This window comes from Paenibacillus rubinfantis, from assembly GCF_001486505.1.
Classification (GTDB): domain Bacteria; phylum Bacillota; class Bacilli; order Paenibacillales; family Paenibacillaceae; genus Fontibacillus; species Fontibacillus rubinfantis.
Window position 1 is genome coordinate 656,127 of sequence record NZ_LN909064.1, and the last position, 21,955, is coordinate 678,081.

The window sequence follows — 21,955 nt, forward strand, 5'->3', positions numbered from 1 at the left end:
CGGGCGGGCTTTGTTGGCTTTAATGGGGATAGCAAGCGCAGCGCAGTGCGGCTTACTGGATCCCCCGAACCCAAGCGGAGATATCGTCGATGATCTCCTTGGAGACGTTGGACGGCTGGGCGTACTCTGCGCCGATCGAGAGGCCGTCCGCCTTGGCCAGCAGGTGGTTCACCTGCGGATACGATTTGAATGTGACGTCTTTGCGGTTCTGCAGCGCGGTTTTCCAGCCTGCGAATTGCTTCATCGTCACTTGCCAATCGTTCTCGCCTTGCAGAATTAGCATCGGGCCGGATTGCTGCTTGGCGAGCTCCGCTGGCACGTAATTTTTCTGCTCGAACCACCAGTATGCAGGCTGGATCGGGAATTGCTCCGGCATATGGTCAACCGTATACTGCGGGTCGTTAACCATCGCGGCGATCGAAGTATATACCGCAGCCTGCTGCTCATAAGGCGTGGTGTCCTGACCCAGCTGCTTCACGCGGCTGACAAGCTCGGCTTGCTGCTCGGCCAGCACGTCGGCGAACTTGCCGCTGGGCCCGGACAGCAGGATCGTCCCGGCGATGTCGCCGTTACTATCGCCTGCGGTAATTAGCGGCATGGCATAGCCGCCCTGGCTGTGGCCAGCTACGAAGATGCGGGAAACGTCGACCTCCGGCGTCTTCTTCAAAAGAGCGACCGCCTTTAGGGCGTCGTCGACGGTTTCTTTTTTCAGCGTAAATTTCGGATCGGCAGCTACCTTAAACGTATGCTCGTACGTGACTTTGTCGTAGCGAAGCACGGCGATGCCTTGCGCGGCCAGGCCAACCGCGAGGTCGCGGAACGGCTTGCCGCCGCCGATCGCCTCGTCTCGGTCGTTCGTCCCGGAGCCGTGTACGAGCACGACCGCCGGGAACGGCCCCTCACCTGCGGCGGGCAGCGTCAATGTGCCCGGTAGGGCCATGGCGCCTTCGCCAACGGTCACTTCCCGCTCGGTGTAAGCGGCCGAGTCTTCGTACGCCGGCTTCTGATACGCCCCTGAGCTGGTCGCGGCGGCGATATACATGTCGTCGATCTCCCCGGCGGCGTTCAAGCGCAGCGTCAGGTTCATCGGAATGGCCGACGTTTGGAAGGCGTACGTTACGTTGCGATGAACCGAGTTCGCGCTTTGGCTTTTGGACGGAGTGCCGGCCGCTTTGCCGAACACCGTTTCATAATTTGTCCACAGCTGGTTTAGCATAGCGGCCGGGAGGGCGTAGGACGAAGACGCGCTGACGTATTTCGCCGCTTCGGCACCGTCTCCAGCCAGCAGTGCCTTCAGGAAAAGGTCGGCGGGATCTTGGGTCCCGTCGTTGGCTTTGCTCTGCGCGGGGTCCTTCACTTCAAACGCCTCGGTCAGGAATTCGGCATCGATCAGCGCGCGGCCTTCGGCGATGCGAACCGGTTCGCTTAGCGCAACCGGCTTCCCGTCAAACAAAGCTTCCGCTGATCCGAGGGTCAGCACCAGCTTATGGCTGTCCTTCGTGACGAGTATGGTTTGGCTTCCGGACAGCCAGTGGACTTGCGCGCCAAAGCTTTCGGCGGCTTCCCGCACCGGAGCTAGCGACGTCGCGCTTTGCTTCGCCGCGAAGGCGGATGCCGAAGGAAGGGCCAGGGTGAGTGCCAACGTAGCAGCGGCAGCATTTTTGAACAGGGAACGTTTGGTCATGGAAATCTCCTCCTTATATATCATCAAATCAAGAGCTTATTTCTATTTGGCAAGCCAGGCAGACCATGCGATGACGGCGAAAATACCAAGCAGGGTGATCCAAGAGATCGGGTTGGCGAAGTTCATCGTCCAGCCGATGCCGGTTCTTTTCTCCACGAAGATCGTAGGGTCTTGCGGATTAAAGTAAATCGCCCCCAGCTTCCAATGGCGGTCATCCTGTACCGCGGCCGTGCGGGTACCGGCTACGCCCGAACCGCGGCCGATCCGGCTTCCGCCTTGTCCCGTAGTGAAGGACAACACCAGCGCGAACAGCACGATAAATACGGGTACGGCCATACTAACCAACGTGAGGACGTTCTGATCCATCGGACGAATCATGTTCACCTGGATGAACGAGAACATCAGGATCAGCGCCAACGAGGAAGCCAGCGTAAAAACGGACCATCTGCGGCGGAACATGGCGTTTTGGCGGAGCGAACGCTCCGGATCGCTGGCCTGAAGCTGCTGCTTGCTGTGTTGAATCGACCAGTTGACAAACCAGAACAGGACCGTCATAATCACCTGCATCACGTTCGGAAACAACACGATACGATAAGATTTGGCGGCGGTGCTGACGACTTGGCCGGACAAGTCAAACTTCATCGCAACCAGATCCGGTATTGCCGCGTAATGGCTTAACGTCAGGGCGACGCTGGCCGCAATGATGACGGCATGGATCAAGAACCACTTGCCGGAAAGCGCCAGCTTTTGCCGGCGAAAGCCGGTGTCTACCGCCAGCAGGCCTGGAGCGGATGAAGCGGCGGGCAAGGTTGGACGGATTTGTTTCATTCGGGAATAAAAAATGAGATACAGGGCCGTGGAGATTACGATCGTCAGTCCGACAAAAACGCTAAACACGACACCCTGGGTATTTTCGTCCTTGTTCCATAGACTAATCAGGCAGGCAATCAGCAACAGCGAATAAATCGCCCCGCTCATCACGGCATATTGCCGCCGCAACCGCCGGATCGGTTCGCTTTCATACTGCTCCTCGCTGACCGACACGCCAAAGCTTACCGTATTTCGGGTCAAATAAGGCATGAAGGCCAGGGTGGCCAGCAGGGGGACAAACATAAGCAGCAACAGCAACATAGATAAAAGCATCATATTGCACTACTCCTTTCGAGTAATTTCTTGATGAATTTGCTCTACTAGGGAAAGCAACTCGTCCTTCTCCATCCCGCGGCAGATGGCTTCTGCAACGATCGGACGCAGCTCGCGTCGCTGCTTCTCGCGGAATTCGGGAGTGACCGGAGGCATGCTGACCGGATCGACGACAACCCCTTTTTGGCGATGGACTTGGATGTAACCCTCTTGTTTCAGCATAGTGTAGGCTTTGTTTACGGTATGCAGGTTGACGCCGATGTCCGAAGCCAGACTCCGCACCGATGGCAGGGGCTCGCCTAGCTGCAGCCGTCCGCTGGCGATTCCTTCGATAATTTGATGGACCAGCTGCGTATAAATCGGGACGTCCGATTGTAAATCCAGCTGAATAATCACAGTACGGCATCTCCTTTTGTTCTAACTGTTATACTTATAATATAACAGATGGTTTGTGTAGTGTAAACCAGAAGTTAAAGTAGTATATACCAGCAAGGGGGAGTTAAATTGGATTCAACGCATCGGATTGTAAAGTTAACGGAGTTCACGCCGGAATGGCTGGAACCGATCCGCAGGCTGGAGCAGCTTTGCCGTCAGTCGGACGGCTCGAAACTCAAGATCGGTCTGGAGCATTTAACAAAAGAAAGCGGTGATCACGCCTACCTTTACCAAGTGGAGGGGCGATTCGCCGGATGCTTCATTTGGTATACCGCGGATGGGGTGGAGGCGAACCTCAGCGCGATGGTTCATCCGGATTGGCGGCGCCAGGGGGTGTTCCGGCGACTTTTTGAGGCCGCTGCAGCGGAGATGAGCGAGCAGGGGATTCAAACCTGCCGCTTTAAAGTGCCCGCCGACTCCGAACCCGGCCTGCGTTGTGTGGAGCATTTGGGTGCCCAATATGACGGCACGCAGTTTGCAATGGAACTTGCCGCTTTGCCGGAAGGCTTGGCGTCCGATGAGGTTGCCACAACAACGCTCCGTCCGGAGGAGCTCGAGGATTTTGGCTTTATGGTACGCTGTTTGTCACAGGCGTTTGGCGATGAGGAGGAGTGGACGCTCCGGTATTTGGGCCATACTCGGGAGCCCAGTCGCCATAACTATATCGGCTGGCACGGGGAGGAGCGAGTCGGCTTGATTCGCGTGAATCTTCTCGGGAGCGGTACGGCGGTGATCCATGATTTTTGCGTGTTGCCCGCCCACCAGGGACGCGGGTATGGAAGGGAGATGCTGGCCCAAATCGTGCAGTTGCTTCTGGCTCAGGGCTGCACGTGTATTCGCCTAAGCGTAGCCGCAGACAATCGCGGCGCCTTGGAATTGTATCGCAGGACCGGCTTTGAGATCGTAACCGAATCGCGTTATTACACCTGCAACCTAAAAAGAGTTCCCTTCGATTGAAGAAGGGAACTCTTTTTCATTCAAGCCTAGTCGATTTAGGCGTTGGATGTAATCATTTGACGCAAGACGGTTTGTAGGATACCGCCGTTGTGATAGTAATCAACGTCCACCATGCTGTCGAGACGGGCGATAACCGGGAATTGGAACGTGGTTCCGTCCGCGCGGGTTGCCGTCACGGTCAACTCTTGGCCCGGCTTCACGTCATTGCTGAGTCCGTCGATATCAAACGTTTCGGTCCCGTCGATGGCGAGCGTTTTCCAGCTAACGCCTTCCTGGAACTGCAGCGGCAGAACGCCCATACCAACCAGGTTGCTGCGGTGGATCCGTTCGAAGCTCTCCGCGATAACCGCTTTGACACCCAGCAGGTAGGTGCCTTTTGCTGCCCAGTCGCGGGAGCTGCCTGTGCCGTATTCTTTACCGGCGATCACGACGAGGTTCTGGCCCTCTGCTTGATATTTCATCGAAGCGTCGTAAATGGACATCACTTCGTCCGTCGGCAGGTATTTGGTCACGCCGCCTTCCGTACCCGGTGCAACCTGGTTGCGGATGCGGATGTTCGCGAAGGTGCCGCGCATCATCACTTCGTGGTTACCGCGACGCGAGCCATAGGAGTTGAAGTCCTTGCGTTCGACGCCATGGTCGGTCAAATATTTACCTCCGGGGCTGTTTGGCGAAATGTTGCCTGCCGGGGAGATATGGTCCGTCGTGACCGAATCGCCGAGCAAGGCCAGAACACGGGCGTTGCGGATATCGGCGATGTCGGACAGTCCTTCGCCAATCTTCTCGAAGAACGGCGGGTTTTGGATGTAAGTCGATTTCTCATCCCACTCGTACAACTCGCCTTGCGGAACTGGAATCGAGTTCCAGCGTTCGTTTTGCGTGAAGACGTGCTCGTATTTGCTGCGGAACATCTCCGGGCTCACCGATTGGCCAATCGCTTCCTTGATTTCCGCGGAAGAAGGCCAGATGTCCTTCAGGTATACCGGCTGGTTGTCGCGATCGTAACCGATCGGATCGTTTTGCAGGTCGATGTTGACCGTGCCGGCCAGCGCGTAGGCGACGACAAGCGGAGGGGAAGCCAGGTAGTTGGCTTTGACCTGCGCATGGACGCGGCCTTCAAAGTTCCGGTTGCCCGAGAGCACAGCCGCGACGGTCAGATCGTTATCGGCAATCGCCGCGCTGACTTCGTCCGGCAATGGACCGGAGTTCCCGATGCAGGTTGCGCAGCCGTAACCGGCAACGTGGAAGCCAAGCGCTTCCAGCGACTCGATCAGGCCGGCTTTTTGCAAATACTCGGTCACCACGAGGGAGCCCGGGGTCAAGCTGCTCTTCACGTAACCCGGTTTGGTCAGGCCGCGTTCTACGGCTTTCTTCGCCAGCAAGCCGGCACCGACCATAACGCTTGGGTTCGACGTGTTCGTGCAGCTCGTAATCGCCGCAATGACAACCGCTCCGGCTTTCAGCTCGCTGGTTGAGCCGTCCGGGTGCTTCACTGGTACTGCCTGCTCGATCTTCTCTTCGCTGAGCCCGTAGCCGCCTTTTTCAACCGGCGTGCGGATGATCGAATTAAAGCTCTCTTTCATCGCCGTCAGCTCGATACGGTCCTGCGGACGCTTAGGTCCGGCCAAGCTTGGTACGACGGAGCCGAGGTCCAGCTCGATCAGATCGGTGAATACCGGATCCGGCGTATCGTTGGTGCGGAACATGCCTTGAGCTTTGTAATATGCTTCAACAAGGGCAATTTGCTCCTCAGAGCGGCCGGTGCTGCGCAGGTAGGCGAGCGTTTCCGTATCTACCGGGAAGTAACCGATCGTTGCGCCGTATTCCGGGGCCATATTTGCCACGGTCGCGCGATCGGCGAGGCTGATGTTGGCGAGGCCTGGGCCGTAGAATTCAACGAATTTGCCAACGACGCCTTTCTTGCGCAGCATTTGCGTAACGGTCAACGCCAGGTCGGTCGCAGTAGCGCCTTCGGCGAGGCTGCCTGTCAGTTTAAAACCGATCACTTCAGGAGCGACAAAATAGAGCGGTTGCCCCAGCATACCGGCTTCGGCTTCAATCCCGCCAACGCCCCAGCCAACGACGCCAAGGCCGTTGATCATCGTCGTATGCGAGTCCGTACCCACAAGGGAATCCGGATAAACGACCGTTTCGCCGTTGACGGTTTTCGTCGCAGCTACGGACGCCAGATACTCCAGGTTGACTTGGTGAACGATCCCGGTAGCCGGAGGTACGGCGCGGAAGTTGTTAAAGGCGGTTTGCGCCCAGCGCAGGAAGCGGTAGCGTTCCTCGTTGCGCTCAAACTCGACTTTCATGTTGTATTCGAGCGCATCCGGGGACCCAAACGCATCGACCATTACGGAGTGGTCGATCACGAGGTCAACGGGCACAAGCGGGTTGATCTGTTTAGGATCGCCGCCGGCTTTCTTCACCGTGTCGCGCATGGCCGCCAGGTCGACGACAACCGGAACGCCGGTGAAATCTTGCAATACGATACGAGCGGGGATAAAAGGAATCTCTTTGTTCTCATCGCGGCCCTCGCTCCAACCGGCGATTTGCTTCACATGCTCCTGCGTGATGGCTCTTCCGTCGTATTGGCGGACAGCCGCTTCTAGCAATACTTTAATAGAGAACGGTAGTTTGGAAATCTTGCCTAGCCCTTGCTGCTCGAGAGCCTGCAGGTCGTAGTAGCGGTAGCTCTTGCCGCCTACTTCCAGCGTACGGGCAGCGGAGTTAAAATCGTTCGCTGACATGAATGAACCTCCTTGATTCGTGGTTTCACCTGATGAAACATAATTTCAAATTTTATTTGATTTAAGTATACCTTCCCATACGTGGTGAGTAAAGAACTTTTTGTACCCAAATCTCGGCGGTTAAGGCTTCACCCATGCGGATGAATGGGCTTTCAGACCGCTGCGGGACAGGTGCAAAACATACTCCCTCCCGGGCGTTCATATAATGGCTAATAGTGAAAAGGAGGCGTGGACGTATGGCGGATGAATGGAAGAAAACGTTATCGGTTTATGTCAACGAGCACAACCAGGATGAAGTGGACTATCGCACGCCTAGCGGAGGCACGGTCGTAACCGATGTGGATTATTTGCTGCGGCGGGGCGAGCGGAAGCGCAGGCTGGAGAGCTGGTATCGCCAAAGGGGAGCTGCGCCGCTGCGCTGCGAGACCCGAGCCAAGCTGGTGCGTGAGATTGAAAGCCGCGAGGGTGAGATCGAGGTCGATCTGCAGCTATCGAGAAAAATATACTATGAAAAGGGAGGCGCCCGCCACCAGGAGGAGCGAATCGAAAAGCAGCGTCTCACACTAGCACGAGACGGTGCGGGCTGGATCGTCATCAAGGTGGAGCAGCCGGTCCCTGAACGGCATCCGGCAATCACACTGCCCGATGATGACGAAGGTGAGGCGGCGGGACGTAAGGGCGCTGCGCCACGACCATTTTTGAACCGCGATGTCCTTGGTGGAGGGGGCACGCGCAGCATTGCCTACCGGCGTGAGGAGGCCGTGCTGTATGCCGATCGGTGGTGGGATAGCTTCAACCCGGAGTTTGCCGCCTTTGAGGTTGACTGCACGAACTACATCTCCCAATGTCTCTTTGCAGGCGGAGCCCCAATAAACTATACTGGAAAAAGAGAATCGGGCTGGTGGTACAAAGGCTACGTCGGAGGACGAGAGCTGTGGAGCTACAGCTGGGCCGTTGCCAACGCGCTGGAGCGCCATCTCGGCCAGAGTCGTACCGGACTTCGCGCCGAGCTGCTCGAACGTCCGGAACAGCTACAGCTTGGAGACGTTATCGCTTATGATTGGGACGGCAACGGCACGTTTCAGCACAACACCATCGTGACTGCGTTCGACGCCGGCGGAATGCCGCTGGTTAACGCCCATACCACGCCAAGTAAACACCGCTATTGGGATTACCGGGATTCCTATGCCTGGACCGACAATACGGTGTATCGTTTTTTTCATATCGCGGACCGGTTCTAGAAGAACGAAAAGAGGTTAGTTATGGGACAGGATAGAATTACCGTAGGCCTCATCTACGGGGGTAAATCGGGAGAACATGAGGTCTCGCTGCAGACGGCCTTCGCCGTATCTAAGGCGTTTAATTACAACAAATACGAGCTGCTACCTTTTTATATCGATAAGCAGGGGAAATGGAAAGTCGGCAGCAAGTTGAATGCACCGTTTGCCGCGCTGGAGGATTTGAAGCTTGGGGAGCATGCCGGTGATACGTCTGCCGCGATGGGGCTGTTGTTTGGCAAGCTCTCGTCTGGCCAATCGGATATCGATGTGGTGTTCCCGCTTCTGCACGGCACAAACGGCGAAGACGGCACGATCCAGGGGCTGTTCGAAATGGCCGATTTGCCATATGTCGGTGCGGGAGTACTCGCTTCCGCTGCGGGGATGGATAAGGTCATCATGAAGAAGCTGTTCGCCGAGGCGGGACTTGAGCAATGCGCTTACTGCTTTTTCACCGCTTCCGAGTGGGAGCGCGCCAGCCATGCAGTGGTTCAAGGCATCGAGGAGAAGCTGGGCTATCCTTGCTTTGTCAAGCCGGCGAACCTTGGCTCGAGCGTTGGCATTTCTAAAGCGAGAAATCGCGAGGAGCTATTGGCTTCGGTGGCGTTGGCGTTCCGCTACGACGTGAAGGTGATCGTCGAGGAGTTTGTGGACGCCCGTGAAGTGGAGGTTGGGGTACTCGGCAACGACGAGCTGCTGGCCTCTGTTCCGGGAGAAATTGTCTCCTCCGGAGAATACTACGATTACCAGGCCAAATATTTGGACGGCAAATCGCAGATGCTGATTCCGGCACCTGTCGATACCGAACTAGCGGAGCGAATTCGCGATCTGGCGGTTAAGGCGTTCAAAGCCATTGCCGGCAGCGGGTTGTGCCGGGCCGACTTTTTTGTGCGAAGAACGGATCACAAGGTTTGGATTAATGAAGTGAATACGATGCCGGGCTTCACCCCTTTTAGCATGTATCCGCTATTGTGGCGGGAGACTGGGGTGGCTTATGAGGTGCTGTTAGATCGCTTGATCGAGCTCGCGTTGGAGCGTTACGCGGCCCGGCAGGCACTGGAATTCGAAAGCGGCATCTAGTCTGCGGCGGCCATTGCCGCCCCGGACAGCCGGCTGAAGAAAGGAAGGGATGACGGTGGGATTTCAAACGGAATTTAACTCGGTCTGCAAGTTCAAGAAAGAGCAGGAGCTTTACGAGCTGCTGGAATACGGCCGCGGGAAAATGCTCAAAGAGGGGCTTCGCGTGTTCCCGACAGGACAAAAGGTAATCGCGTATTCACCGGATAATAAGGCGGTAGCGATCGTGAAAATCACCGCCTGCGTTGCCGAAATTAACTTCAATGGAGAGGAAGTTACCTCGGTTGAACTGGAGCTGGTCCGTCCGCTGACGGAAGAGGAGTCTGAAGTACAGACCGCTCTGGCGTACGAAATGTTTTTTGGAGATCCTGCAAGGGCATGATTGTACGCTTCGGTTATGTAGCGATGTCCACCGTGATCGAAAACGCGTCGCCTTCCAAGACGATGACGTTAAAGACGTTTAACGGAATTGCCGACCGCGAGGCGGCGATCCGTAAGCTGGAGATGATCGCGGGAGAGAATCTGCATAACACGCTTCGCCTGCTCCGGCATAACGTCGGCAATGAGATACAGGTTTACCGCTTCTCTTCGAAGCTGGTTCCTCTAGCGACCCACGAGTCGCTGTCGGATTGGAATCCTTACGAAGCGCTGCGGGAGCCGTTTGCCGCCGTGGGGAAATATGTTAAGGAGCATGGCCTTCGGGTGTCCTTTCACCCGGATCACTTTACCGTATTAAGTACACCGCGGCCCGAGGTGCTGAAATCCTCGATCCGCGATTTGAATCATCATGTCGCCATGTTTGATGCCATGGGCTTGGACGCCCGGGCCAAGAACAACATCCATGTCGGCGGCGCTTATGGGGACAAGCCCACCGCGGGGACCCGGTTCCGCGAGAATGTGGCGGCTCTTCCGGAACGCATCAAACAGAGGTTAACGTTCGAAAACGACGACAAAACGTTTAACGCAACGGAGACCCTGGAGCTTTGCGAGGCGCTGGGCATCCCGATGGTGCTCGACATTCACCATCAGTGGGTGAACAACGAAGGCGAGAGCCCGGCCGAGCTGTGGCCGCGTATCTTGGCGACCTGGCAAACGCCGTATGCCCAGGCCGATTCACCGGCAGACGATCCGCTGCCGCCGAAGATCCACGCGTCGAGCCCCAAAAGCGCCAGCGACCCGCGGGGTCACGCCGATCATGTCATCGTCCGTCCGCTGCTCGAATTTCTGCGCAGCATCGCCCCGATTACCGATCGGGTTGACGTCATGCTGGAAGCCAAGCTCAAAGACGGGGCATTGTTTGCGCTGATGGAGGATTTGGCGCGATACCGCGAGGAAGGCGTTGAAATTTTGGACGGAGCCAGCGTGCGCATCCAACCGTAATTCATTTGGACAAGCCACAGCTGTCCCCGTCTCTCTTGAAAATTGCAGGGAAATAAGGTAAGTTGTACAAAATGAAACGTGCACTTTAAGAGGAGGATATTCATGGGTGATTTATTAGCGGGGAAAAATGTGATCGTGATGGGCGTTGCCAATGAGCGCAGCATCGCATGGGCGATTGCGCAAAGTTTGGCGGAGCAAGGCGCCCGTCTGGCATTTACATACGAAAGCGAACGCGTTGAAGGCCGAGTGCGCAAGCTGGCCGAAACGATTCCAGGTTCGCTAATCCTGCCGTGCAACGTGACGGTGGACGAGGAGATCGACAAGCTGGCCGACGCGCTGCGCAGTGAGTTTGGCGTGCTGCACGGGCTTGTACACAGCATCGCCTTTGCTAAAGGCGAGGACCTGGCCGGCGAGTTTGTGGACACGTCCCGCGAAGGCTTTGCGCTGGCTAACGACATCAGCGTTTATTCGCTGGTGGCCGTGTCCAAGCGTCTGGCTCCGCTCATGACGGAAGGCGGCAGCATTATGACGATGACGTATATGGGATCGGAGCGCGTAATGCGCAACTATAACGTGATGGGTGTGGCTAAGGCCGGACTGGAAGCTTCGGTACGTTACTTGGCGAACGATCTTGGGCCGAAGAACATCCGCGTTAATGCGGTATCGGCAGGTCCGATCCGTACGCTGGCCGCTAAAGGTATCAGCGACTTCAACTCGATCCTCAAACAGGTCGAAGAAAAGGCACCGCTGCGCAGAACGACGGAAACGGCTGAAGTTGGGGATACGGCGATGTTCCTGATCAGCCATCTGTCCCGCGGAATTACCGGTGAGGTTATTTTCGTAGACGGCGGGTACAATATCGTAGGTGCATAACAAAGAGACCGCGTGCGGTTAATCAGCTGAAAGTTCGTTTCCGGCGGGGCCATGCCTCGCTTTTGGACACGGACTTTTTGCATATAGGAAGAGCGGCTTTCGCTGTATTCTGCGTCAGAGCAGGCGAAAGGACGCAACTTTGCCAAATCAATGACGTATAGTTTTTAAGGAGTAGATTATCAGTTTACGATGAAAGTAGAGTGAATCGATTGGAATCGAATCCGAAAGTTCCATATGTGGTAGGCAGCAAAAGTCCGACGGCCGTAGCGATCAACTGCGCAGCCAAAGCGGGAGAGTTTATCAAGAGCCGGCTTGGGGGCTACCGGGACCTGAATACGAAGCAATCGCCTCAGGATCTGGTGACGGACGTGGACAAAGGTGCGGAGGCGATGATTCGAAAGCTGATTCTAACGCATTTTCCCGACCATGAGATTCTAGGCGAGGAAGGTGTGGCGCCGGGAGCGTCAGCTTCAGCGGCTGCGCTGAAACAAGCCAGCGAGTCGGAGTACTTATGGATCGTCGACCCGGTGGACGGAACGACTAATTTTGTTCATGGATTTCCTTTTTTTTGCGTTTCGATTGCGCTGGCATATAAAGGCGAGGTCATCATCGGCGTGATTTATGATCCGATGCGCGACGAGATGTTTGTGGCGGAGAAGGGCAAAGGTGCCTACATTCACGGGCAACCATCGAAAGTATCCGCCGATACGGCGTTGTCCGGCAGCGTTATCGCTGTCGGCTTTAACCCGGACCGGGAGTTTGCGTTGCCGATGAACATGCGTGGATTAAACGCTTTGTCAGGAGAAGTACGCAGCCTGCGAGCTGCTGGATCAGCTGCTCTGCATTTGGCTTATGTGGCCGCCGGTCGATTAAGCGGCTATTACGAGGTTGGCCTGAACGCCTGGGATGTCGCCGCCGGCGCATTAATCGTGAAGGAATCGGGAGGAATAGTGACCGATACTGCAGGTAACCCTTATCACATCGGCGTACGCCATGTGATTGCCAGCAATGGCAAAATCCATAACGAGCTGCTAGGCGTGATTCGGGCTGCGGACGCAACCGGGCTGTAAGGAATGAACGGCTGCTGCAGCGAGGCCCCTGGCATATAGGCGGGCAGGGATTCGGAAGAATCCGCGGTACGCTTGATCGAGAATACCGGAAGGAGTGTCAAGGATGAGCGATAGCAAGGATTTGGAACGCGAGCTCAGCGAGATGCTGACCGAAGGGGAATACGGCAGCGAGGAAGAACGCCGCGAGGAAGAGCGCAGAAGGTTGTCGCCAAAGTACGAAATCCGCATCCAAACGACGTTGGATCCAATCGTGGAGGAGACGTTGAACTACCGGAAAATAGCCAAGGAAATCGATGGCCGTTATGATGAATATATGAAGAAAACCGGACGTATAGAGGAGAAGCCGGAATAACGGCAAAGGCGCCGGTGTCCATGTAGAAACAACAAGACCTGAGGCCGCAATTTAAACCTCGGGTTTTGCGCGCTTATCCTACCTATTATCTATTAATCAAAGGAGTTGAAAGGCTTGAAGAAGTTTAGCTTGAACAAGACTTCCGTCCTGACGGGAGCGCTCGCTCTAATCCTTTTCCTTTTCAGCGGCGCGGCCGCCGCACCGATCCATGCCGCCGAAGCGGCTCAAGCTGACAGCTACCTTATCGTGGCGTTAGGTGATTCGATCACCGCCGGGTACGAGCCAGGGATGACGGAAACTAGCGTCCCCTACGGGTTTGTAGATCGTTTGAAAGAGCAGGGCTTGTTCCATGGCCGGACATCGGCAGTTAACTATGGCATTCTTGGCTTAACCAGCGAAGGTTTGAAGAATTACATAACGGCGATTCAATCGGGCTTACCGCTCGCTGCTGCGGACATTCAGCCAAACGTACCGGATCCACGGATCGCTGCTTTTGCTTCCGGCGTCGTTCAAGCGAAGGTTGACCTGCAGAAGGCGGATCTGATCACGATCACCATCGGCGGGAACGACTTGCTTAAACTGCTGCCGGATGTCAAAAATATCTCGCTGGAGCAGCTCCGGGCCCAGAGCGAAGAGGTGTTAAAAGCTTATGGCGACAACCTTCGCGAGGTTGTCCGCATCCTGACGGAGCTCAACCCCTCAGCGCAAATCGTCATCGCCGACCAATACCAGCCGGTGCCGAAGCTTGCCGGCGCTTCCATATACGATGAGCTGCAGCAGCTGGCTGGCAAATTTACCGCCATCGTGGATGGCGTTGTTGCCGATCATGCGGCTCAAACGAAGCCGATCAAAGCGGCCCATGTGGCGGCAGCCTTTTCAGGGCGTGAAATTTCGCTGACGCATATTTTCTCGGATACGGACATTCATCCCAATCAAGCGGGATATGAGGAAATCGCCAAGATCTTCGCCGAAACGGTTTGGGGGAGCTTCCGGACAACCGTGGCAAAGAGCGGCGGTGCGCCGATATCCGTCGTGGTGAAAGGACAAGAACTAAACACCCCATATCCGCCGATTCTGAAGAACGGGCAGACGTTTGTGGCGATCAAGGACATCACGGACGCAGTTGGCGCCCAAAGTAAATGGGAATCCCGTAATTCCACCGCCACCATCACTTATGGAAGCCGGACGGTGGTGATCCCGGTGGGCTCGAAGCAAATTCAGGTAGACGGCACACCCGCGGCTACCGCAACACCGGCTTTCCTGCAGAAGGTCGGTAAGGAGAACAAAACTTATGTACCTCTAGCCATACTCGTACAGGGACTCGGGCTTGACGTACAATACAGCGGTAAAATGAAGACAGTCTTTATCAACGAATTGTAGTTGGATATCGTAGCAGCCGGAGCGCCTTAGGGAGCGCTCCGGTTTTTTAATTTTTGGGTCGGTAGCAGTTTCGCAACCCGGCGCTGTTTTGCCTCTGTTTTGGGCTCCTTTGCATGATTATCCCGTTTGGTCAGGTAACAGTGAAAATTGAACTCAGGGGCAGTGAAAAGGGAACCCGTGAGCAGTGAAAGGTGAGCTCAAGAGAAGTTAAAAAGAGAGCTCAGGTGATGAACCGGTCATCACGTGCCGGAGAAGTTCCTATCATAGCTAGATAGGATACAGGGGAGAAAAGGCACATGATGTAAGAGGCGCTATGATGAAGAGATACACTATGGTGAAAAGACTCTAAAATGTAATCTTCACAATAGGCGGCAAAGGGATAAGCAATCTTGGTTAAGCAAAAAGCCTAACCTTGACTGGTTTAGCCGTATGATCAGGCCGCAAAGGCATGAGGGGGCTTCGTCGGCTGGTTCGCAATGAGCTGTCGATAAGAAATGCTCCGAGTTGCCATACACATCCGCAGCAGCTTCTGGCGCATTGAGGTGATCTCTCCGGGCAAGCGAAGTTGGCGTCGTACAGTGAACTCGTTCAGGTAGGCCTGCAGATATTTTATCCCTAACGCCATATAGGTGCATTTCAGCGATTCCCACGCTTGGCAGATCACTTTGCGCAAGGGCACATAAAGCCGATAGGCCAGGGGAAACAACTGTACTTCAGACGCATCAACATCCACATGGTTCGTGATAAACGAGGTGAGCTCGCGGCGGTCTGCTCTTTGCCTGTTTCCTCTCTTATGGGGTAGCAGATGGATTTTCACCTGTTCCGGTTCTCCCGATTCCGCTACCGTACATCCGACAACAACCGCCGTGACATCTGGCTGATCTATCTGGACCCGAGCCGGGTTTCGTCTGTACTGATCGCTGTTTACCTTCACATTTCCGTTTAACAACTGCCGGGCATCGAATTCCACGAGGGCATGACGAATTTTGTGCAGCATCAACCAGGCCGTCTTGTAGGTGACGCGAATCACCCCGCACAACCGAATCGCCGAGATGCCGTCTGGGAGCAAAAATAACTCCAAAGCCTGAAACCACTTCAGCAAGGGCAGATGAGTGCCTTCGAAAATCGTACCAACCAAAGGAGATGTCTGATGTCCACAACCTCCGCATTCGAACAAGGGGATACGTCGGGAGGTCAACCGGCTGCACTGGGTGTGGGCACAACGAGGGCAAACAAAACCGCTCGGCCATTTCATCGCGATCAACGCTTCCACACAATCCTGTTCGTTCGTAAAACGACTGCTGAAAGTTTGAAGATCCATATCCATGCCATTCTCCATGTCCAACTCCCCCTTAATCACCGGAATGCGTACGTGTGTTCTCATTTTTATTATACCAAACATATGATCCCCTATCAAGAAAAAAATACCAACTATTTCGCTTCTCAACATAACTCTTCTCTATATTCCGTCTCTGATTTAAAGAGGGCCCGTCCTTTTTGTGGCTGCCCCTGAGTGAAAGGGATAATCATGCAAAGGGGCGGGCGAGAGGGGGGGACGGGGCAGGACGGGGCAGGACGGGGCAGGACGGGGCAGGATGCGGCAGGACGGGGCAGGGCGCGGCATGACGGGGCAGGACGCGGCAGGATGTGGCAGGATGTGGCAGGACGCGGCGGGTGCAGAGCAGAAGCAGTAGGAGGCAGATGCACGGCAGATGCAGGGCCGGATCCCAACTCCGTATAAACGCACATAAGCTTCTTACTCCTGGACATTTAGCGCCGGCGGACGTTCCGTTAATCTGGAGGGGGAGCGGTCTTGTCGTCTATGGAGGACAGATCGCAAGTGAAGCGCTAAACACAGGAGGAGAGGGCGAAGTATGCCGAAAATCGCGGACAAATATTTGCAGGTCGACCCCTGGAAGGTCGTGGAGGAAGGCTTTGATCCGGGGCGGAACCGGGTCAGTGAGTCGATTTTTTCGCTGGGGAATGAATATATGGGGGTCAGAGGTTATCCGGAGGAAGGGTATGGCGGGGATACGCTACTGGGCAGTTACTTCAACGGGTTGTTCGAGGAGAGTCCGGTTACGGCCCACTACAAAGGGATTATCAAATCGCTGCGGTTCATGGTGAATGCGGTGGATTGGTTGCATACGCGAATCACGCTGGACGGGGAAACGTTGGATCTGGCGGAGAGCCGGTTCAGCGATTTTCGGCGGGAGCTGGATTTCCGTACGGGGATCTATACCCGGGAATTCGTGTGGCATACGGCTAGCGGGAAAGACGTGCGGCTTACGTTTGAGCGCCTCGTGAGCATGAAGGTGTCGTATCTCGGGGCTCAGCGGATTACGTTTACGCCCCTGAACTTCTCCGGTTCGATCCAGGTGCGGACGGGATTGGATCTGGCGGTGATCCATGAGGATCAGCAGCGTTCCTATTGGAAGGAGCTGAAGCAAGGGGAGGCTACCGGCGGGGTCGCGGGGATTCTTGGGGAGACGGTGAACACAGGCAATCGGCTGTTCTCGGGATTCCGCGTGGATGCGGCCGATGCCTTGGAAAATAAGCTGATCCAAAGCGAAAGCTATATCGGCAGGGAGCTGGTGTTGCGGCTAGAGCAAGGCCAGCGGACCACGCTGGACAAACTCGTCGTTAACGTGGCGGAAAAGGACCGTGCGGTTGCGAACGATGAGCTTTGGCGGCGGGGGATCGAACTGGCGGCGCAGCATACGCAAGCGGGGTACGATGCGGTATCCGCTGACCAGTGCGCGTACTGGGCACAAGTGTGGGCGGAGTCGGACATCGCGATTGAGGGCGATCCGGAGAATCAGCAGGGGATTCGTTTTTGTATTTTTCAGCTGTACCAAACTTACCATGGGGATAACCCCGGCTTTAACATTGGTGCAAAGGGGTTGACCGGCGAGGCGTATCGGGGGCTGGCTTTTTGGGATACGGAGTCGTATTGCTTGCCGTTCTATATCTTCAACAATCCGAAGGCGGCGCGGAGCCTGCTCGAATTCCGTTACCGCACGCTCCCCGAAGCATTAAAGCGGGCCAAGGAGTTGGACTGTGAAGGGGCGTTTTATCCGATCGCCACGATCGACGGGACAGAGAGCTGCGACTTATGGCAGCATTCCAATCTGCAACTGCATGTCGGTACGGCGGTGGCGTACGGGCTACGCCATTACGTAAACATTACAGGCGATAAGGCGTTCCTGTTTGAAAAAGGCGCGGAAATGCTGATCCAGATCAGCCGTTTTTACGCGACTCGGGGGCAGTGGGGGCAGCAGTCGGGCAAGTACGGTTATTTTGGTGTGATGGGTCCCGACGAGTTTCAGCTTATGGTTAATAACAACTGCTATATCAACCTGATGGCGAAAAAGCTGTTCGAATATACGCTGGAGGTGCTGGAAGCGATGCAGAGCGAGGCTTCCGCTGCTTATGGTGAGCTGGCCACACGGCTTGGCCTGACGGAGGAGGAGCAGGAGGACTGGCGGAACAAGGCGCAGCACATGAAAATTCCAAGAGATGAACGGACGGGGATTTTCGAGGAGCATGATGGATTTTTTGACTTGCCGCATCTGGACATTCATTCGATTCCGGTCACGGAATTTCCGCTGTATTCGCACTGGTCGTATGATCGGTTATACCGGTACGACATGATCAAGCAGCCGGATGTGCTGATGTTTATGTTCCTGTACAACAGCGAGTTTTCGCCGGAGGAAAAACGCGCCAACTACGATTATTACGAGCCGCGTTGTATCCATGAATCCTCGCTTTCACCGTCGATTCATTCGATTTTGGCGGCGGAAATCGGGCGTTCGGAGGAGGCTTATAAGTTCTTTGAGTTCGCCACTCGGCTGGATCTCGACAACTATAATCGCAATACGCGGGAAGGGCTGCATACGACCTCGATCGCTGCGGCGTGGATGAACATCGTGTATGGATTCGGCGGGATGCGCTCGGACGGAGAACAGCTCGTGCTGAATCCGAGTATTCCTGAACGATGGCAGAGCTACCGGTTCATGGTGACTTACCAAGGCACAAAGTTATTGGTGGAAGTGGATCAGGACCAAGTCTCCATCCGCGCAATGTCCGGCGGCGAAGTGGAAATGACGGTGTACGGAAACCGGGTTACGGTTGGTGAAGCAGGGATTCGGGTGCCGCTGCGAAAGGCGGTAATTCAATGAGCTGGATCGTCAGGGAAAACGGGTTTGACCCGGAACGGATCGCACACCACGGCAACAAATTTATGATTGGCAATGGGGTGCTGGGCTATCGCGGGACCTTGGAGGAGTTCGGCAAAAACGAGTTGACTGCAACGATCGTTGCCGGGCTGTATGATAAGGTTGGGGATCAATGGCGTGAGCCGGTGAACGCACCTAACGGATTGGCGACGACGGTCTTTTGGAACGGCGAACAGCTAAGCGTGCTGAAGGCCATGAACGTGGCCAAGGCTGAGAATGGGGCCGGAGGTAAAGGAGAAAGCGCAAGGGTAGGCGAAAGAGGAGTCGAAAGAGCAGTCGAAAGAGCAGTCGAAAGCGGAAAGGGAGTCGAAGTAACCGGTGAGGAGGGAGCTGCCCGCCTGGTTTTAGACTCTCATGAGCAGTCGCTGGACCTGCGGCATGCGGTACACCGCCGCCGTTCAGTGTTTTGTATGGGCGACGGCACGGAGGTTGCAATCACGTCGGAGCGGTTTTGCAGCGCAGCCCGCTCGGAGTTGATCGTCTGCCGCCTCGTTGTAGAGAGTAGCATGGAAGGCGAGCTTACGATCAACACCGGCATTGACGGCGATGTCTGGGACATCAACGGCCCGCATCTGGAGCGGATGGACAGCGGGGTGGATGCGACCGGGGAGGTCGTGTCGCTGACCGCGTGGACCCAGGAGCTTGGCGTACCACTGACGGTAGCGGAAGCCACGGAGGTACAGGGCAGAGGGGAGCCTCGGCTGCTTCACGGGGACCTGTCCGTCCGCCGCCGCATCCAAGTGCGGTGCCGAGCCGGCGAACCGGTCGAGCTCGTCAAATACGTCGCCGTGTTGACAGGACAGGTCGGCGGTTCGCCGGTTGGCGATGTCCGGGCGGCGGCAGTGCAGTCCGCCCGGGAAGCGCGGCAGCTCGGCTTCGATCGGCTGCTGCGTGAGCACGCCGATCAGTGGGAGCGCAAGTGGGAAGCCTCCGACCTGACGATCGAAGGCGACGAAGAAGCCCAGCTGGCGCTGCGCTACAGCATGTACCAGCTGCATATCATCGCACCGGACCGCTCGGAGCGCGTGTCCATTCCGGCCCGCGGCCTATCCGGCCAGGTCTATAAAGGCGCGGTATTTTGGGATACGGAGATGTTTATGCTGCCTTTCTTCCTGTATACGGAACCGGGGGTTGCCCGTAATTTGATGATGTACCGGGTGCATACGCTGGAAGGTGCGAAGCGTAAAGCCGCGGAATACGGCTACGATGGGGCATTCTATGCCTGGGAGAGTCAGGAGACGGGTGACGATGCTTGCACGCTTTTTAATGTGAACGATGTGTTCACCGGACGTCCGATGCGTACGTATTTTCGCGATAAGCAGGTGCATATCAGCGCGGATGTGGCTTACGGGATCTGGAAGTACTACCTGTTTACCGGCGATGAGAGCCTGCTTCTGGACGGCGGGGCCGAGGTGGCGTGGGAGTGCGCCAAGTTCTTTTACTCGTATGGGTACTTCAATTCGCGGAAGCAACGGTACGAAATCCTCGACGTCACCGGGCCGGATGAATATCACGAGCGGGTGAACAACAACGCATTTACCAACCGGATGGTCAAGGAATGCCTGCGCATTTCCCTGGATGCTATGGAGATCCTGCAAAACCGCGATCCCCGTCGGTACGGGGCGCTGTTGGCAGCGAGCGCCGTCAGCCCGGAGCAAATTCGCGATATGTATGAGCGTTTGTACGTTCCGCAGCCGGATGCCGAGACCGGTTTGATCGAGCAGTTCGACCGCTATTACACGTTAGAGGACGTTTCGCTGCCGGACCTAAAAGCACGGATGCTTCATCCGCATGAGTATCTCGGCGGGGGGAACGGCCCTGCCACGACGACGCAAATTCTAAAGCAGGCCGACGTGGTGCTGATGCTGCACCTGTTCAAAGGCGATTATGCCTCGTCCGTCAAACAGGCGAATTGGGCCTATTACGAGCCGCGCACAGAGCATGGTTCGAGCCTCAGCGCATGTATCTACGCCCTGGTGGCGGCAGATACGGGCTCACCGGATTGGGGTTACCCTTATTTTATGCGAACGGCGACGATCGACTTAACCGGGGAATCCAAGCAATACGTCGGAGACCTCTACATCGGCGGCACGCATCCTGCGGCGAATGGCGGGGCATGGATGGCGGCAATACTGGGATTTGCCGGCTTGCGATACGATGGCAATAAAGCATCGCTCCGGCCGGCTATGCCTTCCGCCTGGCAAGCGATCGAGTTCCCGGTCCGCCTTCGCGGTGGTTCCTACCGGATTCGCGTCAGCCGGGATGAAGTCACCATTTTCGCTCAGGCCGGAAATCCGGAACCGCTGCGGCTTATCGTGGGGGATCTGGAGCTGTCGATCGCGCCAGGGCATGACGTTTGTGTCCCCTATGAAGCCGACTGAAGGTTTGGACAGTCAGCTCGGCCAAATTGAGCTATATACGCTAGTTCAGGCGAGTTATATATGAAAAATCGAATACATTCATCAAAGGAGAATTCTAGCATGCTGGAAACAATGAAAGGCGCAATCTTTGACCTCGACGGCGTGATCGTCGATACGGCCAAGTACCACTATCTCGCATGGCGGTCGCTAGCGCACCGGCTGGGCTTCGAATTTACCGAAGCCCATAACGAGCGGCTGAAAGGCGTTAGCCGCATGGACTCGCTGCGCATTCTGCTGGAGGTAGGCGGCGTGGAAGCCACGGAGCAGGAACGCGAGCAGATGGCCGCAGACAAAAACCGCGAATACGTCGAGTTTATTTCCAAGCTGGAGCCGTCGGAAATTTTGCCCGGAGCGAAGGCGTATTTGCTGCAGCTGCGCGAACGCGGGGTGAAGATCGCTCTCGGCTCGGCGAGCAAGAACGCCGCGTTCATCTTGGATCGGCTCGGCATCGCCGATTTATTTGATGCCGTGATCGACGGCACCAAGGTGTCCAAGGCGAAGCCGGACCCCGAGGTGTTCCTCGCCGCCAGTGCCGCGTTGGCGTTGCCGCCGTCCGACTGCGTCGTGTTTGAGGACGCAGAGGCGGGGGTGCAGGCAGGCAAAGCCGCCGGCTGCCGCGTCGTTGGCATCGGCAGCCCAGACATTCTGAGCGAGGCCGACCTGGTTGTTAGCGGATTGCATGAACTGGTGTAATTGGCACGCGACCGCTTTTTACGAAACCCCAAGAAGTCTCTCGGATACTTCCCGAGGGGCTTTTTGTTTTTTTTAGCTGGCAAGATTGCAAAAATCCCCTACACTAAGAGGTGAGGCAGGGGTCAAGTCCTGCGTGAAGCGAAATCGAAGAAACCGCCACAATCTGCGTAGAATCGCGCATCCTTGCCGGTTTTGATTATTGCTATATTTGAATTGCCGGAGG

Annotated in this window: 17 protein-coding genes; 12 read left to right on the forward strand and 5 right to left on the reverse strand. The window is 56.0% G+C overall.

Annotation, left to right across the window (positions count from 1 at the left end; all coding sequences use genetic code 11):
- Positions 1 to 52: 52 nt before the first annotated feature.
- The 3 genes from BN3277_RS11215 to BN3277_RS11225 are packed head-to-tail and all read right to left on the reverse strand — an operon-like array spanning position 53 to position 3,223.
- Entirely contained in the window at positions 53 to 1,684 is a 1,632-nt protein-coding gene (locus tag BN3277_RS11215) for an alpha/beta hydrolase family protein (protein ID WP_059042618.1), read from the reverse strand.
- Between the two features lie 42 nt (positions 1,685 to 1,726).
- Entirely contained in the window at positions 1,727 to 2,830 is a 1,104-nt protein-coding gene (locus BN3277_RS11220) for a DUF1648 domain-containing protein (protein ID WP_059042620.1), read from the reverse strand.
- Positions 2,831 to 2,836: 6 nt separating this feature from the next.
- On the reverse strand, positions 2,837 to 3,223 hold the full coding sequence (locus BN3277_RS11225) for a GntR family transcriptional regulator (protein ID WP_059042622.1): 387 nt from the start codon (positions 3,221 to 3,223) through the stop codon (positions 2,837 to 2,839).
- Positions 3,224 to 3,331: 108 nt separating this feature from the next.
- Here BN3277_RS11225 and BN3277_RS11230 point away from each other — a divergent pair, with 108 nt between their 5' ends.
- The gene (locus BN3277_RS11230) at positions 3,332 to 4,219 is read left to right on the forward strand and encodes a GNAT family N-acetyltransferase (RefSeq protein WP_059042624.1); all 888 of its coding nucleotides are present in this window, start codon (positions 3,332 to 3,334) and stop codon (positions 4,217 to 4,219) included.
- A 35-nt stretch (positions 4,220 to 4,254) separates the two neighbouring features.
- On the opposite strand, the gene acnA is transcribed toward BN3277_RS11230, so the two are convergent.
- Positions 4,255 to 6,972 carry an aconitate hydratase AcnA gene (gene acnA, locus BN3277_RS11235; RefSeq protein WP_059042627.1) on the reverse strand — a complete coding sequence of 906 codons (2,718 nt, stop codon included), beginning with the start codon at positions 6,970 to 6,972 and terminating at the stop codon, positions 4,255 to 4,257.
- A gap of 236 nt (positions 6,973 to 7,208) precedes the next feature.
- On the opposite strand from acnA, the gene BN3277_RS11240 reads away from it, so the two are divergent.
- From BN3277_RS11240 to BN3277_RS11275, 8 genes are all read left to right on the forward strand, one after another.
- Positions 7,209 to 8,213 (forward strand): amidase domain-containing protein, encoded by a 1,005-nt coding sequence (locus tag BN3277_RS11240; protein WP_059042629.1) that lies wholly within the window; start codon positions 7,209 to 7,211, stop codon positions 8,211 to 8,213.
- A 21-nt stretch (positions 8,214 to 8,234) separates the two neighbouring features.
- Positions 8,235 to 9,329 (forward strand): D-alanine--D-alanine ligase, encoded by a 1,095-nt coding sequence (locus BN3277_RS11245; RefSeq protein ID WP_059042630.1) that lies wholly within the window; start codon positions 8,235 to 8,237, stop codon positions 9,327 to 9,329.
- Between the two features lie 55 nt (positions 9,330 to 9,384).
- Complete coding sequence (locus tag BN3277_RS11250; RefSeq protein ID WP_059042632.1) at positions 9,385 to 9,708, forward strand: hypothetical protein; 324 nt, start codon at positions 9,385 to 9,387, stop codon at positions 9,706 to 9,708.
- Positions 9,705 to 10,706, forward strand: a complete 1,002-nt coding sequence (gene uvsE, locus BN3277_RS11255) for a UV DNA damage repair endonuclease UvsE (RefSeq protein ID WP_059042634.1) — start codon at positions 9,705 to 9,707, stop codon at positions 10,704 to 10,706. The genes BN3277_RS11250 and uvsE overlap by 4 nt, the downstream gene beginning before the upstream one ends.
- Positions 10,707 to 10,808: 102 nt before the next feature.
- A complete protein-coding gene (gene fabI, locus BN3277_RS11260; RefSeq protein WP_059042637.1) occupies positions 10,809 to 11,579 on the forward strand; it encodes an enoyl-ACP reductase FabI in 771 nt (256 codons plus the stop codon).
- Positions 11,580 to 11,779: 200 nt separating this feature from the next.
- Positions 11,780 to 12,649, forward strand: a complete 870-nt coding sequence (locus tag BN3277_RS11265) for an inositol monophosphatase family protein (protein ID WP_059042639.1) — start codon at positions 11,780 to 11,782, stop codon at positions 12,647 to 12,649.
- 103 nt (positions 12,650 to 12,752) lie between these two features.
- Positions 12,753 to 13,001, forward strand: a complete 249-nt coding sequence (locus BN3277_RS11270; protein ID WP_187380061.1) for a hypothetical protein — start codon at positions 12,753 to 12,755, stop codon at positions 12,999 to 13,001.
- A 114-nt stretch (positions 13,002 to 13,115) separates the two neighbouring features.
- On the forward strand, positions 13,116 to 14,381 hold the full coding sequence (locus tag BN3277_RS11275; protein WP_059042643.1) for a stalk domain-containing protein: 1,266 nt from the start codon (positions 13,116 to 13,118) through the stop codon (positions 14,379 to 14,381).
- A gap of 433 nt (positions 14,382 to 14,814) precedes the next feature.
- Here BN3277_RS11275 and BN3277_RS11280 read toward each other — a convergent pair whose 3' ends face one another.
- A complete protein-coding gene (locus BN3277_RS11280) occupies positions 14,815 to 15,720 on the reverse strand; it encodes a transposase (protein ID WP_059042645.1) in 906 nt (301 codons plus the stop codon).
- Between the two features lie 535 nt (positions 15,721 to 16,255).
- Between BN3277_RS11280 and BN3277_RS11285 the strand changes: the two genes are divergently transcribed.
- The 3 genes from BN3277_RS11285 (at position 16,256) to pgmB (ending at position 21,732) form a co-directional block, all read left to right on the forward strand.
- Positions 16,256 to 18,562 (forward strand): glycoside hydrolase family 65 protein, encoded by a 2,307-nt coding sequence (locus BN3277_RS11285; RefSeq protein WP_059042646.1) that lies wholly within the window; start codon positions 16,256 to 16,258, stop codon positions 18,560 to 18,562.
- Positions 18,559 to 21,000 carry a glycosyl hydrolase family 65 domain-containing protein gene (locus BN3277_RS11290; protein WP_059042647.1) on the forward strand — a complete coding sequence of 814 codons (2,442 nt, stop codon included), beginning with the start codon at positions 18,559 to 18,561 and terminating at the stop codon, positions 20,998 to 21,000. The genes BN3277_RS11285 and BN3277_RS11290 overlap by 4 nt, the downstream gene beginning before the upstream one ends.
- 99 nt (positions 21,001 to 21,099) lie before the next feature.
- Complete coding sequence (gene pgmB / locus BN3277_RS11295; RefSeq protein WP_089153341.1) at positions 21,100 to 21,732, forward strand: beta-phosphoglucomutase; 633 nt, start codon at positions 21,100 to 21,102, stop codon at positions 21,730 to 21,732.
- Positions 21,733 to 21,955: the final 223 nt, after the last annotated feature.

What these genes read in the sequence shown, in the direction of transcription:
- BN3277_RS11215 (WP_059042618.1), bottom strand. Translation starts at nt 1,684, where the DNA reads ATGACCAAACGTTCCCTGTTCAAAAATGCTGCCGCTGCTACGTTGGCA.
- BN3277_RS11220 (WP_059042620.1), bottom strand. Translation starts at nt 2,830, where the DNA reads ATGATGCTTTTATCTATGTTGCTGTTGCTGCTTATGTTTGTCCCCCTG.
- acnA (WP_059042627.1), bottom strand. Translation starts at nt 6,972, where the DNA reads ATGTCAGCGAACGATTTTAACTCCGCTGCCCGTACGCTGGAAGTAGGC.
- BN3277_RS11240 (WP_059042629.1), top strand. Translation starts at nt 7,209, where the DNA reads ATGGCGGATGAATGGAAGAAAACGTTATCGGTTTATGTCAACGAGCAC.
- BN3277_RS11245 (WP_059042630.1), top strand. Translation starts at nt 8,235, where the DNA reads ATGGGACAGGATAGAATTACCGTAGGCCTCATCTACGGGGGTAAATCG.
- uvsE (WP_059042634.1), top strand. Translation starts at nt 9,705, where the DNA reads ATGATTGTACGCTTCGGTTATGTAGCGATGTCCACCGTGATCGAAAAC.
- fabI (WP_059042637.1), top strand. Translation starts at nt 10,809, where the DNA reads ATGGGTGATTTATTAGCGGGGAAAAATGTGATCGTGATGGGCGTTGCC.
- BN3277_RS11270 (WP_187380061.1), top strand. Translation starts at nt 12,753, where the DNA reads ATGAGCGATAGCAAGGATTTGGAACGCGAGCTCAGCGAGATGCTGACC.
- BN3277_RS11280 (WP_059042645.1), bottom strand. Translation starts at nt 15,720, where the DNA reads ATGGAGAATGGCATGGATATGGATCTTCAAACTTTCAGCAGTCGTTTT.
- BN3277_RS11285 (WP_059042646.1), top strand. Translation starts at nt 16,256, where the DNA reads ATGCCGAAAATCGCGGACAAATATTTGCAGGTCGACCCCTGGAAGGTC.
- BN3277_RS11290 (WP_059042647.1), top strand. Translation starts at nt 18,559, where the DNA reads ATGAGCTGGATCGTCAGGGAAAACGGGTTTGACCCGGAACGGATCGCA.
- pgmB (WP_089153341.1), top strand. Translation starts at nt 21,100, where the DNA reads ATGCTGGAAACAATGAAAGGCGCAATCTTTGACCTCGACGGCGTGATC.